Below are 15,390 nucleotides of genomic sequence, written 5' to 3' on the forward strand. Positions count from 1 at the left end.
ACTTTTTGTGGCTTCCTTGAATAACTTCTTTGCGAACTATAAGTCACTTCGAAAGCATAAACTTCTTATTTTTTAATGAGTTTGGGTTCAAAACCTACTCGCAATATATCACCTAAAATGTTAAAGCTAAGTACTGTTAAAAAGATAAGTAAACCTGGGAATATAGCTAAGTAAGGAGCCCCCGCAATATAACCTTGAGCATTATTAAGCATACTTCCCCAAGTAGCTGATGGAGCCTGTACACCGAAACCTAAGAAACTAAGTGATGATTCCATCAAAATAGCGGAAGCGATCGTATTCGTCGCACCAACAATAATTGTTGGAATAAGGTTAGGTAGTATGTGTTTAACAATGATTCCGTAAGAGTTTTGTCCTGATGCTTTGGCATACAGTACATATTCACGTTCCTTTAACGTCATCGTTTCTGCACGAATAATACGGGATACATTCATCCACATAAGGAACCCTATAATAATTATAAGGTTTCCGATATTCGGTTTAAGATAAATACTTAATAACAATAAGATTAGAAATGACGGAATTGACATAATAACTTCAACAAGACGCATTAAAATATTATCGAGTTTCCCTCCAAAGTAACCTGACATTACGCCAATCGTTACACCAATAACCGTAGCTACGATCATCGCGAAAAATCCAACTAATAACGATACTCTTCCACCTTGTAATGCCCGAGCAAAGTAATCTCGTCCGTAATCATCTGTTCCAAAAAAATGATCACCACTTGGTGGTTGTAAACGAATCAATGCATTCAATTTATTTGGGTCATGAGGTGCAAGAAACGCAAAGATTGCGCCCAACGTGAAAATGAATAGAATGCCTATAGCTACAAGACCTATTTTATTATGATATAGCTCATGTAACACATTGCTCCATTTAGTTCGGTTCATCTATTCTCACCTCATCTTCTTAATTCTTGGATCAGCAAAACTATATAATATATCCGCAATTAAATTTCCTAGTATTAGCATGACAGAAGAAAGTAATGTAATACCCATTATTAAAGGATAATCTAGTCCTTTTACAGCAGTCATACCAAGCGATCCTAGTCCTGGCCATGAAAATACCGTTTCTGTCACAATAGCTCCAGCTACGATATCCCCTACTGACATACCTAGCAACGTAATAATTGGTAACAATACATGCTTTAGTACATGTCGTTTTAACACTTGTTTTTTAGAGGAACCAAAGGCATATTGAATTTGCACATAGTCTTCCTTCAGTTGTCCAATCGTACTAGAACGAATATATCGAACATAGACCGATAGAAATCCAATAGCTAGCACACTACAAGGTAATATTGCGTGCTTGATAACATCCCAAGTAGACGTGACACCAATTGTCCTCATCCCCATACTAGGCAACCATCCTAATTTCACAGCAAAGAAATAGATAAATAATATCCCTAACCAGAAGCCGGGTATTGATATCCCAATGTATGAAAACATATTAATGCATTTATCCACAAAACGATTACGATTGGATCCTGCGATCAATCCTAAAGGAATAGCTAATAAAACAGCTATAATAATTGCTCCACTCATAAGTCCTACAGTTGCTGGAATACGTTCAACAATTTGATCCAAGACAGGTTGGTGATTAATGAGTGAATAACCTAGATCACCTTGCAAAACTCCCTTTAACCATATGAAGTATTGTACGTATGCCGGTTTGTCCAGTCCTAAGTTATGTCTAATTCTCTCAATATCTTCCGCATGCATATTAGGTGTGACGAAGTTAAGCACAGGATCACCAGGTGCAGCCTTGATCATCACAAAGCTAACAATTGAGACAAAGAACAGCAATGGAATTGTCTGCAGTAATCGCTTCGCTATGAGTTGTTTCATAACATATTCTCCCTCTACTTAGTAGCAAAAAAATAAGCTGACTACTCAGCTTATTTTTTTGCATACTTGTTCATTTGATCTTACGATTATTTCTTGTAAATTTTTGAAAGATCTTCAAAGATATATACTGGTTTCAACTTAGCTTCTTCAACACCACCAAATTGATTGCTTACTGCTACAATCGTTTTCGTGTATGCAATTGGATATTGAATCGCTTCTGCTGCAATAAGTTCTTGAACTTGTTTGTAAATTTCTTCACGCTTAGCAACATCGCCTTCACCTGCACCTGCTTGGAATAACGCATCGATTTCGGCATTTGATACATGGCTATAATTAGATGATGAATCAGTTGTGAATAAAATACGGTATGCATCTGGATCGTAACCCATAATATATCCACCTAGAAATACTTCATAATCCGATGTACTAGGAGTATTTAGCTTTTGACCATATGCTGATGCATCCATAGATTGAAGTTCAACTTGTACACCGATCTCACCAAGTTTTTGTTGTACATATATCGCTACTGCTTCTTGTGCTTTATTACCACTTGATACAATAAATCTTAGTTTCAAGTTACTTACACCTGCATCAGCTAACAATTGTTTTGCTTTCTCAGGATCATAATTATATGCTGTTACATCGTTTGTATGGAACAAACCATCCGGTGTTAAGAATGAATATGCCGCATTAGCATAGTCGCTAGATGTGTACGCTACTTGAATTAATTCCTCACGATCAAGTGCATAAGATAATGCTTTACGAACCTCAACGTTATTCAATACACCGATATCACTAATCTGGTTAAAGTTCAAGTATGCAAGACGACCCTCTTCATAAGGATAGATTGCAAAATTATTTGTTGCCTCAATTGTTGATACATCTTGAGGATCTACATATTTCACATTGATTTCACCATTTTGAAGTGCTAGATTAGCTGTGTTTGTATCTTTAGCAATACGGTATGTTACTCCGTCAAGATAAGGTTTTCCACCATAATAATCATCGAAACGTTCTAGTGATACATACTCACCTGTTTTGTATTCTTTGAATTTGAATGGACCAGATCCAATTGGAGCTTTGTTTTTATCGCTTTTCTCTAAATTTGTTTCATTCTCATATACATGTTTAGGAATCGGGAATACTTGTACTAAAGTTGCTTCAAAAGCTGGATTAACTTGCGGTAAATTGAATTTCACCGTGTAGTCATCAACTTTTTCTACCTCAATTAGTTTGCCACCAACGATGAAGTTTTCACGAAGTAGACTATTCTGATTTTCATCAACAATCTTTTCGATTGTATATACTACATCATCTGCTGTAACAGCTTCGCCATCATGCCATTTGGCATCATCACGTAATGTCATTGTATAAGTCAGACCATCTTCAGAAAGCTCAAGGCTTTTAGCAAGATAGAATGTTTTTTCACCATCAGAAACTTGGAATAATGGAGAATATAGTGATTGGTTAATCGTTAAGCTGACACGATCACCAGCATAGTTAGGATTAAGAATAACTGGGTCACTTGCTACAGCAATAATAAGATTACCACCTTGTTTCGGCTCACCGCTAACTTCATTACCAGTGTTAGTTGTGTTATTAGGTGCTGTATTTCCATTATTGCTTGAGCAAGCTGCTACAACCGCAATAATTAGTATTAGCGATATCATAGTAGAAAAAATCTTTTTCATAGTAGTTCCCCCATCTGTTTTTTTATCATTTCCTCTATACTACATCGGATTAATCGGAATTACAATATTTTTATTAATTTTATCATTATTTTTTTGATATTTTCTGTAAAAATCAACATGTAAACGTTTTATTATTATTGAAATATTAGAATTGTGCTTATGTATAATACTTATTAAACCGATTATTTATTATTATAAATGAAACTTTTTCGTTTGTATAATCCCTTCTTCCTTTTCTTTAAACTTTATTTGGAACAGCGATTTGTTCTAGCAGCGTGCGGTGAGAACTAAACGCTAGTAGAGAAGCGATAGCGGTCGTTTTTGTCCTCGGATTTATACCACTATTACCATTACAATAAATCCGAGGAAAACTTCGATCGGAGCAGCGATTAGTTCTCGTAGCGTGTACCCACGTAAGATTGTCATCGAAGCAGGCAAAGGAGCGTCCCCGATAGTATGAGCAGTTCTCATATGTTGTATTCTAGTTGATCTTCCAACATTTATTTTTTCTGAAAAATGATCATTCACAATAAAGTATTGTATAATAAAGATGTATTAATTTTAATATTGGAGATGATTCATGTGGCTAAAAGTACAGCACGTAAATTTCGTGAGAAACAAGCGAAGCAAAAAGGATATGATCTAATAAGTTCACAACGAGGTGGACAACATATTGCGATTCAAACCGGAACGAAAATGACGAAAACTAAGCAAAGCAAGCTCCTACAAAACAAACACAAAAAGCGCAATGCCTCTGAGTTGGAACAGAGTTATTGCGCTTTTTTAATTCCTATATGCTCATAGCTCTTTCTACCCGCTACGAATTCCCACTAACTGCTGCACTTTCATATTGTGTAATCTGCTTCTGACACAATTGCAACAAATTTTCTCCCCGATTATAAGCTTGAAACCATTCTAAGGTCATATCTAGCGCTTGCTTTAACCCCCACTGAGGTTTCCATTCAAGTTCACTAATTGCTTTTGAGCAATCGAGCATTAATAACTTCGCTTCATGCTTCTTTTCTTGTCGCTCTACTTCATATCCTGGATGCTCACCTTGCCATTGTGATAATAATTGTTCAACAATATATTGAACGGTTTGAACATCTTCCGTTCTAGGACCAAAATTCCATCCCTGAGCAAAATATGCACCATCTTCATATAATCGCTTTGCTAACATTAAGTAGCCTGATAATGGTTCGAGAACATGTTGCCACGGTCTTACAGCTTCAGGATTTCGTAAAATAATAGCTTGCTTTGACAAAAGTGAGCGCATCAAATCGGGTATTAATCGATCTTCTGACCAATCTCCGCCTCCTATGACATTTCCTGCTCGAACAGTAGCCACATGAATAGAAGAATGACTTAAAAATGATTGTCGATATGCTGATGTAACAAGTTCTGCACATGCTTTACTATTCGAATATGGATCATACCCACCTAACCGGTCATTCTCTCGATATCCCCAATACCACTCTTGATTCTCATAGCATTTATCTGTCGTTACATTTACAATCGCCCTAACACTCTCGCATGAACGTGCTGCCTCTAATAGATGAACAGTACCCATTACATTCGTTTGATACGTTGCTATAGGATCATCATAGGATTTTCTCACTAAGGGCTGCGCTGCCATATGAAAAACAATGTCAGGCTTTGCTTGCTGCATAGCTTCACATAAATCATCATACTTCGTTATATCACCTAGGATCGATTGATCTATTAATTCACCGATTTTTCCAAGTTCATAAAGTGAGGGCGTCGTCGATGGAGGCAATGAAAATCCTGTTACTTTAGCACCTAGTCGATGCAGCCATATCGATAACCAGCTTCCTTTAAAGCCATTATGACCAGTAACAAATACTCGTTTGCCAGACCAGAAAGATGCGTCAATGTTCGAATCATTTATCATTTTTGACACTCCTAACTGTCAATATCATATTTCTAAATATTTTCTTTAACTACATGAGTCATCTGTAGCAAGCTATAATGTGAATTCATTTGTGATTCTAGATGTATAGCAAAATTATTGTTAATTCCCGCAATAAATTGAGTTAGAGCACTAATTGCTTGAGATCGTTTCTCGTCTGCTAGTGGTAAAAAATCTTGTTGAAAAGTTAGCTCTAATTGATGAGTATTCGCTATCCACTTGATTTCGGGTATAGAAAACTGACAAAAATTACTTTGCCTTGCCACTTGAACGAAGTTTTCTTTCATCATTTCTACACTTAAGCGATTATGACAGCAAAAAATTAGCTGACCATTTGGACGTAATAACTCTATTAATGATTGAAAAATATCATCAATATTACCTTCATACCAATCGATTCCTTGTTCAATATAGATGAGATCAATTGACTGCTTCAGCTCATGAGGCAATTGAATCAACCCTTCAATAGAGAATACTTGCTTTGAAATGGATTGAAGATCTGTTACATACTTCGATTCACTTGTACACGTATAAACTTCCGTTTTAACGCCATGATTCGACCAAATTTTATTTTTTAAATCGATTAGCGATGATCCGCACCTCACATCAATGCCGAGAATGGTTGTGACTTCACCAAAGCGACTATAATCGATAAATTGACAAGCTTGGTTTTTCCGAGCATCTAACCAGGCATCAATATTGTAACGATCAATAAATATTTTACGTCCTTCTTGTAATGAATTCGTTGCATGATCCGTCGCTGTTGTTAAGCTACCGTAATGATGGGTTACCGTATCCCCACAATAAATTAGTTTGTAACCAGCTCGGCGTATACGGAAACTAATATCATCATCTAGAAATTCTCCACGATAGTAACGAGTATCATAATAACCAATAGCATCAAGCAATGCTGCCGGACAACATAATACATTAGGAAGTAAGACAACACGCTCTTCCCATTTACTAGGATCACTTATGTTATAATCTTTGGCACGTTGTTGGAAATCTTCAATAGAATGGAATGGAATATTAATGGATTGATAATTTGAGATATATGTGGCACCTGGGGATACAAAGCCGATACTTTCATCAGACTTTAGACAAATGAGTAGATTACTTATCCAATTCGGAGTAAATATAAAATCATTACATACAGCAGCAATATATTTACCTTCAGCTGCCATCATCCCGATATTGAAACCTTTAACGAGATGAATATTACTGTTTAGATGAATGACTTTCGCATTTGGCAACGACTCAAAGTAAGTCTTCGTACCATCTGTCGATCCATTATCTACAACAATTAGCTCATAATTGATATCATCCATATTCTGTACAATACTATCAACGCATTGACTAGTATATTGCAAGTTATTATAAGCGAGTAACACGACACTAACCTCGTATTTCGTTTGATTTCCTTGTTCAATAATTTGTTGATGATTAATAGCTGTTAGATCAGGATACAGTTTAGGATAACGCGTAATATCTACATCCTGCTCCACAAGATAAGCAATTTCATAGCATAACAGACGTACAAGATTACAATAATGGTAACGAAAATCAAAGCTTAATTTATTTCTGTCCTTTTGCCCAATATGAAGGAGTATCTGCTCCTCATAATAGAAAATATTCGAAATAAGTTGTGGTACCCGATGTGATCTATTATAATGATTCGCTTCAGTCTCAATGGTTTGTAGCACTTGATGTTTGTTCTGTAGTACAGATACAAGTGCATGATTATCTTCAGTTAGTTCCATATTTTCTAGCATTCGCACAAGCTCATCATATAAATCCTCACAAGATTGAAGTAATTGGTCTGAATTCAAATTAACCACTAGTCCCCTCCTTCAACAGAATGCCCCCTTGCTCCATATCAAACCATTCCCATTGTTGATCCTTACTGGATATCGATAAATTTTGTCGTTGAGGCCATTCAATGTTGATGGCAGGATCATTCCAGCGAATTCCAGATTCATGCGAGGGAGTATAAAATTCACTAACCATATAGTGAATAGCCGTACGGGCTTGCAAGGTAACATAGCCATGAGCAAATCCCTTTGGAACATAAAGCGATAACTGATTTTCTGCTGATAATGTAACGCCATACCATTGACCAAAGGTAGAACTGTTTTTATTGAGATCTATAATAACGTCATATAATGCTCCTTGATAACAAGTAACTATTTTTTCTTCACAATATGGTGGACGTTGAAAATGCATCCCTCTTAACGTTAACATATGCTCATTAAATGCGATATTAGCTTGTTTTAGCTTAAAATCAATGCCATGCTCAGCTAATATATTGTTGCAATAAGTTCTTGCAAAATATCCTCTTTGATCTTTAATTGGTTCTATTTCTAGCAGTTTCGCTCCATTAAGTGGTGTGGAATGTATAATCATAACGATCCTCCTCAACCATTCACTAGCTACTCACTACGTTCGAGTGATCCAAGTTGAAATGTTAATAATTGCCCGTTGTAACCTAACTCTAATAATTGTGCAGCTATCTGCTTATAATGAGCATTAGCAAACAATATAATATAGTCAAAATCGTTAATTCGATCTCTTGTTGCTTGGACAATGGGGATATTCGCTAGTGTATGCCCATGTTTTGCGAGATCACTATCAAAGATACATTGCAATGGGATGCGATTTTGCAACATCGCAATAAAACAGATCGATTCCGCCCCCGCTCCCCATGCTGCGATTCTCTCATCAGAATGAATCTGACCTAATAGCCCCGTTAGTGCTTGCTCCCTTTTCGCAGTGAAATTCAACAGCTGTTTTTTTGATTTTCTAACATATAGCTCTAATAAATTAGGATCTGCCGACTCTTGTACAGCGATAATCGTCAAGCCAGCTTTTCGTGCTAATTCTGCTAAACTAGTTACGGAAAAATACTGAATATGATCAGTACACAAATTATAAAATAATCGTTGTTCCATAATCCGTTGTCCGTTAGGAACCTCCACAAGCAATATTCCATCCTCGTTTAATAACTTAGCAACTTGCTGTAGAAAATCAGTAGGCTGCTCCAAATGCTCAAGCACTTCTATTATCGTAATAACGTCAAACCCTTCATCGAAACTTATCCCTTCATGAAAGTAATCATGAATGACCTCAAAGCCCTTCTCCCTTGATGCCTGCACCCCAGTTAATGAAGGTTCTACACCATATAATTGACTGAAATGTGATTGCGCTAATGATAAATAATGACCTACACCACAGCCAATATCTAGAAATCGTTCCTGCTTTGGTGCAAGCTGAACTAATCTTTCAATCTGCTTCGCTCTTAACGCACGAAAACTTGCCCCCCAATACGATCCCATTGAATACTCTTCATAATAATCATCATTCACATGAGCTGGAATATGCGAATGACCACAATGCTCGCAATGATATATTTCCAAGTCTCGCAACTGGAGTTGCGGGGCATCATACTGCCCCATAATGCAGTGTGGCGCATCAACGTAACGTTCGCCTAATGCACTTGATTGACCACAAATACAACAGTTCATTGCTCTACTCAACTCCTTTCATTGCCGGGCTAATAACTTACTTAACATATCTTCTACAAAAACTGCTAACGTATGTTGGGGTTCATGCTCATGTATACTTGAAAAATCAAAGGTTATAACTTGCTCCTCCCCTTCGGCGTATGTTACATCAATCTCATGATTAAACTTCTCCTTAGCGATCTTTTGCACAAGCTGGGCATATTGCAACACACTTAATGTCTCACAACCATAAACATGATGAATTCTCTCCACAGGTTGTTGCTCTATTATCTGCTCAACGGTACAGCATACATCTTGTACTGCAACAAAATTGCGCAATTGTTGCCCCGTTGATAGTAACGTTATACTGCGATGCTCCACAGCTTGCTTACAGAAATTGAATGGGATCAAATACCATCGTGCAAATAAATCGCAATCTACTGGAACTCCATACAAATTAGACGGTCTAATTATCCATGTATTAACCTTCTGTTGACGGTCATACATTGCAACCGTTTGTTCAGCAACAGAATGTGCAAGCCCATAATCATTGATCGGTGCTATAGGTGTATGTTCCGTGATTAAGCCACTAGTTTTACCGAAAACATGAAAGCTTGAGAAATAGATAAAACGTGAAATATGATTACGAACACAAAAGTCTAATGCTGCATGAATGCCTGTTGCATTTTCAGAAAGTCCTCGATAAGGGTCCGTTCTATATAGTTCTTCCTTCGGGGATACGGTGTGAATCATTACATCTATATTTGCTATATCTAAATTAGCAATATGATTCGCTTGAGAAAAGTCCATGTAGTGGTCGCTATCACTACCTCTTGAAGTAGTAATCACCTGATATTGAAGGGCTCTTAACATTACAATAAGATGCTGTGCAATGTAACCGTTTGAACCACTAATTAATACGGTAGTTTGTTTCATGCTTTTTTAGAATCACTCCTTATTGGAACATTAAAAAATTGTTGCGCCCAAGATGATGTAGAGGTTTGTTTACGGTGAGCTCCCGTCTTAATATCGCATAAATATAAACTGTTTGAAGGCAAGTTAGTATTCCGAAGCAAAGCTTGATTGCCGATCGTTACTCGATTCCCAACATAACATTGCCCAATGATGCTAGAATGCGGAGCCATTGCTACACCTTTTCCTAATACAGGATATTCTCCTTCAATTGCACCTACTGTACAGCCTTGATAGCATACAAAAAAATCATCGTATTGTGCCTTTCCAAGAACTACCCCGCCTCCGTGAACAATAAGAAATATGTTAGGCATGCCAGCATCGTACATACAGAGCACACCATTCAATATTTTGTTCAAATAAAACAACTTAGAAGCAAGTTCTGTATCTTCATAACCTTTCCATACCTCATTCGATAGAAACCACAGAAATAACGTATATTGATCGCTATGCAAATGAGAAAACTTAGTAATTCCATCTTGATGAAATGCTGGTAAAGCAATATGTTGGAAGCAGTATTCCGTTCGTTCAAGCGCTCTTTGCAAAGCCAGTTCAAACAATTGATCTTCTGAGTACGATTTATCATCGGGGAAAAAATGGTTCAATTGCTGTGAAACATATTGTTTAAGTTGTACATTCGTAAGTGACACCTTCATATTAGTTCACTCCCACTCCAACTTCTTTCATTAGTAGCTATTACTACAATTCACATTCAACTTATTCATCCTAACTAATTTAGCTATCACGCCAAACCTTCCATGGCGCTTTATTATTTTTCCAAAGTTCATCAAGCACGATTTTTTCACGGAGCGTATCCATGGGTTGCCAAAACTTATTATGACGATACACTTGAAGTTGTCCATCGGCTGCTAATTGTTGTAATGGTCCCTGCTCTAAAATTGAATCATCAAGGCTATGAATATACGAAAACATTTCTGGTTCACACACCATATATCCGCCATTAATCCAAGCACCATCACCTTTTACCTTTTCATTGAAGCCAATCACTTGATTTCCATCGAGCTCTAATCTGCCAAATCTCCCTTCTGGCTGAACGGCTGTCATTGTTGTTATACAACTGCCTTGTTGATGATGCTTCACAAGATCATTAATATTAATATCTGCAAGACCATCCCCATACGTCAGCATAAAGGTTTCATTACCTATAAATGATTCCACTCGTTTCACGCGGCTTCCCGTCAACGTATCAATTCCTGTATCCACTAAAGTAACTTTCCACGGCTCTACTGTATTATTGTGAACTTCAACAGTGTCTCCTGATGAAAAGTCATAAGTAACTGCTTTAGACATATGTCTATAGTAGTTGGCGAAATATTCTTTAATGACATAACCTTTATAGCCAAGACAAATAATAAACTCATTGTATCCATAGAAAGAGTATGTTTTCATAATGTGCAGCAGTATGGGTATATCGCCGATCTCAATCATTGGCTTAGGCTTAAGATGAGATTCCTCGCTAATACGAGTCCCTCTTCCTCCTGCAAGGATTACTACCTTCATCATTCTCCTCCTTTAAACTTTTTGTATAACTTCTTAACATACTTCTTAGAAACAAAAAGTAGCTTCGAAAGCATACGCTTAATGAATCATCATTACTATCTATCTTATGGAAGAATCTTGTCTCAATATGACTATCATTATCAGATTTGTTTATAGGGAACTCAAAAAGGCTCTGTCACAATTGATGTGACAGAGCTTTTTTTGAGTTTTTACAGAAAGAAAGCTAGACCTCTAATTTAATTTTCGTTTTATTTATTTTCAAACTCTTCAAATTCAAACTGACTCATTGTGAATTCGCCATCTTGGTAACTAATTGTTGTTTTCAGTTCCCCGATGTAAATTGGAGAAACAATCTTTTCTGCACCAACTGCGACTCCAAATGTTCCAATTAGTTGTTGCCCCTCTACAGAAAACTCAACAATGTTTCCCCATAATAATGTGTTATTAATCGTTCCATATTCAGAGATTTGAATATCTTGAAGATCAACCTCATATCGATTTTCCACAAACGTTAATTCTCCTCTCAAATGAGAGTTTTGCTCGTATAGTTTCATACTAGCGATTTCTTGAAGCTGGCTAATATATTGCTCCGGTTGATATGTGTATTCATAAATCTGTTGCACATCTCCAACTTGATTAATTTCAAGCATATGCAACTCAGAAACTGATATTCCAGTCCCTGAGCCAACGTATAGTATGACAGCTAATTCAGCTTGTCCGTCTCCATCAAAGTCTTGTAGTATCATGCTCGGAACAATCCCTCTTGGTGTCATCCCTGTCCAACTATACGTATAGCTCTCATCATTAATCTGTATCATGTACTCTCCAGTTTCAGTAATATACATATATATATTTTCGCCATCTATTTTAGCTACTGGGTTTGTAAATTCTAGTCCTATGTATTCTATAGGTTGATCAATATTAGAAGTTTCTTCGTACGAATTTGAATTTGTACTAGTTTGTAAATTGCTCAATTCAGCAGATTTCCAGTTACTCTGATCTATACTTTGTTCAATATCTAGTTCTTTGCTTTGCACACTACATGATGCGGATAGAAGTACATTTGTTACCATCATTAATGCTACAAATACTATCTTCCATTGAAAAGATAATGATTTCATCTCACCCCTCCTACAACATTTTAGACCATCCTAGCTATGCGATGACTTTTCGTTATTTCAATCGCTAGACAAAAACTATCGCTATCACTTTTTACCGAACGATTAATCCTCCCCGCTATGTTATTATCTTAAATTATTCTTCTTGAAATGACATTTCTGAACCAGTTATATGATAACCATCCTCATTATGCTTAATCACCCTTATGTAGTTACTATTGGGATCAACAACCCATACCGTGTCTTTATCCATTTGGACTACCGAAATTTGCTGCGGGGTATAATTTTGAGGTACACCTGTAACATGAACTGATTTTTGGTCACCATTCGTTAATGAATTTACTGCCCATACAGTTAAAATACTAATCCATATCATAATTACTACCACAAATGCTTTATTAGTTTGTAACATTAAAGCCCTCCTATTATCATATTATTGCGATTTCTTATTGTCCTCATATTGCTATCACTATAAATAACGGTATCATATCACTTAATGTTGCTAATTATTTACAATTTATATTAATGAATTTTATTATACTTATACAGAGAATACTCCTTATAAATAATCTCTACTAACTAATTTACGCAGTCATGCTATACTTGTTGTTGTGTCATATGAATCTGTTAGTTTTTTATTACCTTGCATCGCTTCACTAAAATTCAGTACAATGATCAAAGTTATTTAGCATGATAAAGGATAGGGTGAATATGAAAGAACATTCTTCAAAGGTTACATTTTTCGCTTCGCTTCAATGGGTATTTTTTATATTTGCAAACATTGTTGTCGTTCCGATTTCTATCGGATTGGCATTTGATCTACCTACATATGAAGTAGTAACGATTTTACGAAGCTCGCTTATAATAACGGGTATTGCTTGTATACTGCAGGCATTGATTGGTCATAAGTATCCGCTGCTAGAAGGACACTCAGGCGTTATATGGGCTTTAATGTTGAATTTAGCTGCCTCAGCACCTACGCTGGGACTTAGCTTGATAGAAATTGGTGGTGGCGTAGCAACTGGTATGTTGTTGGCAGGTGCAGTCACGATTTTACTTGTTGTTTGTGGTGCAACCCCAATCATTAGGAAAGTATTTAGCCCTATGGTTATGAATGTATTTCTAATGCTATTAACATTCCAACTTGCATTTATTTTCTTCAAAGGAATGTTGAAAATTAATGATAATGGAACTCTTGATGTTGCTATTACAGTATTTTCAGTCATCGTTGCAATTTTTGTAGCAGTTCTTAAAATTAAAGGAAATGCGTTAATCGGCAATTTCTCACTATTAATTGGTATTATTGTTGGATGGATAGTGTATGCATTTATTTTCCCGACAGAGAGTATGATGGCAACAGGTGATGGAGCCCAACCGGCATTTAGCCTATTTCCATTAGGTAAGCCAAATCTACAATATGGCATTATCTTTATTACTTTCCTTGGTTGTATGATTAATATGAGTAATACTTATGCATCAATAACTGCCGCTTCGAAATTGGATAATAGTTCACCTAAGCCAAAGCAATTTCGAAATTCGCTATTTTTAACTGGAATATATAGCGTTGTCGCTTCATTATTCGGTCTAGTATCGTATGCTCCATTCGCTTCATCTGTAGGGTTCTTGGAAAGCACGCAAATATATGACAAGAAGCCATTTCTAATTGGTGGCGGTATTATAACTGTTCTTGGGATTATTCCGTCTCTTGGTCTAATGCTAGCAACCATTCCAATTACCGTTGGAAATGCGGTATTATTCATTGCTTATTTACAATTACTTGGAACAGCATTAAAGGGAGTACAAGGATATTCCTTCAACTCTATTTCTATTCATCGCATTGCTATTCCGATATTAGTCGGAGTTAGCTTGTTAGCAACCGATCCAAAAATATTCTCTAACTTCCCTTCACTTATTCAACCATTATTAAGTAATGGCTTTATCGTTGGTGTGTTACTGTCCATACTATTGGAGACAACAGTGAAGTGGGATAAGCCCAAGAAGGAAAAGGTAATCTCATCATAAAACATACAAAAGGAGCTGTATCCTAACGTCATTCTTGTGACAATTTGGATGCGGCTCCATATTTTTTTCTAGTTTTATGAATTATGTGAAAAAAATCACATTATAATACTGAGTTATGTTCTATACTTAACTTATCAAACAAAGAGATGGAGTGATTACAATGACTGACCATACAACGAGAAAATTATTACAGTTCTGCTACACTTGCGCTGATGCTCCAAACTGTGAAACAGAAGAAAAATGCAGAGCATGCTGGGCTGAAAATGAAATGCAAGATGAGAAATTAGAAGCAAATTTAACAACTGAGGAGTTACTGAGGCAGTATGCATTCTAATATTATGAATTCCCAAAAACAATATGAACGAAAAAGGTCGAGTAGTGGGTAGTTAATCCCGTACACTCGACCTTTACTTTCATTGTTAGAGGATGTCCAAAATGCGAACTTTGATTACGATGATTGGCTCCGCTGTTTATTCGACATCGAATATGAAGCGAACTTGGAAAGTCCGGTACGCGTGTACCAATAACGTACACTTGCGTTTCCTCCTTCCGCAAGTAGCGCTCCATCTTCTCGGTTCTGAATGCCCGAATTTTGAACTTTCATTGTAAGAGGTAGTTCAAAATGCGAACTTTGATATCGATGATTGGCTCCGCCGTTTATTCGACATCGAAGATGAAGCGAACTTGGAAAGTCCGGTACGCGTGTACCAATAACGTACACTTGCGTTTCCTCCTTCCGCAAGTAGCGCTCCATCTTCTCGGTTCTGA

Annotated in this window: 16 protein-coding genes; 3 read left to right on the forward strand and 13 right to left on the reverse strand. The window is 36.7% G+C overall.

Features of this window, described 5'->3' with window-relative positions:
* Positions 1 to 65: 65 nt before the first annotated feature.
* From NAG76_03590 to NAG76_03600, 3 genes are all read right to left on the reverse strand, one after another.
* On the reverse strand, positions 66 to 911 hold the full coding sequence (locus tag NAG76_03590) for an ABC transporter permease (protein ID URN95355.1): 846 nt from the start codon (positions 909 to 911) through the stop codon (positions 66 to 68).
* A gap of 6 nt (positions 912 to 917) precedes the next feature.
* Positions 918 to 1,868 (reverse strand): ABC transporter permease, encoded by a 951-nt coding sequence (locus tag NAG76_03595; GenBank protein URN95356.1) that lies wholly within the window; start codon positions 1,866 to 1,868, stop codon positions 918 to 920.
* 86 nt (positions 1,869 to 1,954) lie between these two features.
* The gene (locus NAG76_03600) at positions 1,955 to 3,559 is read right to left on the reverse strand and encodes an ABC transporter substrate-binding protein (protein ID URN95357.1); all 1,605 of its coding nucleotides are present in this window, start codon (positions 3,557 to 3,559) and stop codon (positions 1,955 to 1,957) included.
* Between the two features lie 582 nt (positions 3,560 to 4,141).
* Between NAG76_03600 and NAG76_03605 the strand changes: the two genes are divergently transcribed.
* Positions 4,142 to 4,363 carry a hypothetical protein gene (locus tag NAG76_03605; protein ID URN95358.1) on the forward strand — a complete coding sequence of 74 codons (222 nt, stop codon included), beginning with the start codon at positions 4,142 to 4,144 and terminating at the stop codon, positions 4,361 to 4,363.
* Between the two features lie 13 nt (positions 4,364 to 4,376).
* Here NAG76_03605 and rfbG read toward each other — a convergent pair whose 3' ends face one another.
* From rfbG to NAG76_03650, 9 genes are all read right to left on the reverse strand, one after another.
* Positions 4,377 to 5,471: a CDP-glucose 4,6-dehydratase gene (rfbG, locus tag NAG76_03610; protein URN95359.1), complete on the reverse strand. Its 1,095-nt coding sequence runs from the start codon at positions 5,469 to 5,471 to the stop codon at positions 4,377 to 4,379.
* Between the two features lie 32 nt (positions 5,472 to 5,503).
* Positions 5,504 to 7,327: a glycosyltransferase gene (locus NAG76_03615; protein ID URN95360.1), complete on the reverse strand. Its 1,824-nt coding sequence runs from the start codon at positions 7,325 to 7,327 to the stop codon at positions 5,504 to 5,506.
* Positions 7,320 to 7,892, reverse strand: coding sequence for a dTDP-4-dehydrorhamnose 3,5-epimerase (gene rfbC / locus NAG76_03620; GenBank protein URN95361.1), 573 nt, complete (start codon positions 7,890 to 7,892; stop codon positions 7,320 to 7,322). The genes NAG76_03615 and rfbC overlap by 8 nt, the downstream gene beginning before the upstream one ends.
* Before the next feature lie 26 nt (positions 7,893 to 7,918).
* Positions 7,919 to 9,010, reverse strand: a complete 1,092-nt coding sequence (locus NAG76_03625; GenBank protein ID URN95362.1) for a class I SAM-dependent methyltransferase — start codon at positions 9,008 to 9,010, stop codon at positions 7,919 to 7,921.
* Between the two features lie 18 nt (positions 9,011 to 9,028).
* Complete coding sequence (locus NAG76_03630) at positions 9,029 to 9,925, reverse strand: NAD(P)-dependent oxidoreductase (protein URN95363.1); 897 nt, start codon at positions 9,923 to 9,925, stop codon at positions 9,029 to 9,031.
* Positions 9,922 to 10,617: a hypothetical protein gene (locus tag NAG76_03635; GenBank protein URN95364.1), complete on the reverse strand. Its 696-nt coding sequence runs from the start codon at positions 10,615 to 10,617 to the stop codon at positions 9,922 to 9,924. Before NAG76_03635 ends, NAG76_03630 begins: the two co-directional genes overlap by 4 nt.
* A gap of 79 nt (positions 10,618 to 10,696) precedes the next feature.
* Positions 10,697 to 11,482: a glucose-1-phosphate cytidylyltransferase gene (rfbF, locus tag NAG76_03640; GenBank protein URN95365.1), complete on the reverse strand. Its 786-nt coding sequence runs from the start codon at positions 11,480 to 11,482 to the stop codon at positions 10,697 to 10,699.
* Between the two features lie 248 nt (positions 11,483 to 11,730).
* A complete protein-coding gene (locus tag NAG76_03645; GenBank protein URN95366.1) occupies positions 11,731 to 12,603 on the reverse strand; it encodes a hypothetical protein in 873 nt (290 codons plus the stop codon).
* A 133-nt stretch (positions 12,604 to 12,736) separates the two neighbouring features.
* Entirely contained in the window at positions 12,737 to 13,012 is a 276-nt protein-coding gene (locus NAG76_03650; GenBank protein URN95367.1) for a hypothetical protein, read from the reverse strand.
* A gap of 299 nt (positions 13,013 to 13,311) precedes the next feature.
* Here NAG76_03650 and NAG76_03655 point away from each other — a divergent pair, with 299 nt between their 5' ends.
* Both NAG76_03655 and NAG76_03660 read left to right on the forward strand, forming a co-directional pair.
* The gene (locus NAG76_03655) at positions 13,312 to 14,622 is read left to right on the forward strand and encodes a uracil/xanthine transporter (GenBank protein ID URN95368.1); all 1,311 of its coding nucleotides are present in this window, start codon (positions 13,312 to 13,314) and stop codon (positions 14,620 to 14,622) included.
* A gap of 160 nt (positions 14,623 to 14,782) precedes the next feature.
* Positions 14,783 to 14,956 (forward strand): hypothetical protein, encoded by a 174-nt coding sequence (locus NAG76_03660; protein ID URN95369.1) that lies wholly within the window; start codon positions 14,783 to 14,785, stop codon positions 14,954 to 14,956.
* A 114-nt stretch (positions 14,957 to 15,070) separates the two neighbouring features.
* On the opposite strand, the gene NAG76_03665 is transcribed toward NAG76_03660, so the two are convergent.
* Positions 15,071 to 15,343 carry a hypothetical protein gene (locus NAG76_03665; protein URN95370.1) on the reverse strand — a complete coding sequence of 91 codons (273 nt, stop codon included), beginning with the start codon at positions 15,341 to 15,343 and terminating at the stop codon, positions 15,071 to 15,073.
* Between the last annotated feature and the right edge of the window lie 47 nt (positions 15,344 to 15,390).

Origin of the sequence: Candidatus Pristimantibacillus lignocellulolyticus (assembly GCA_023639215.1) — a bacterium.
GTDB classification, from domain to species: Bacteria; Bacillota; Bacilli; order Paenibacillales; family Paenibacillaceae; genus Pristimantibacillus; species Pristimantibacillus lignocellulolyticus.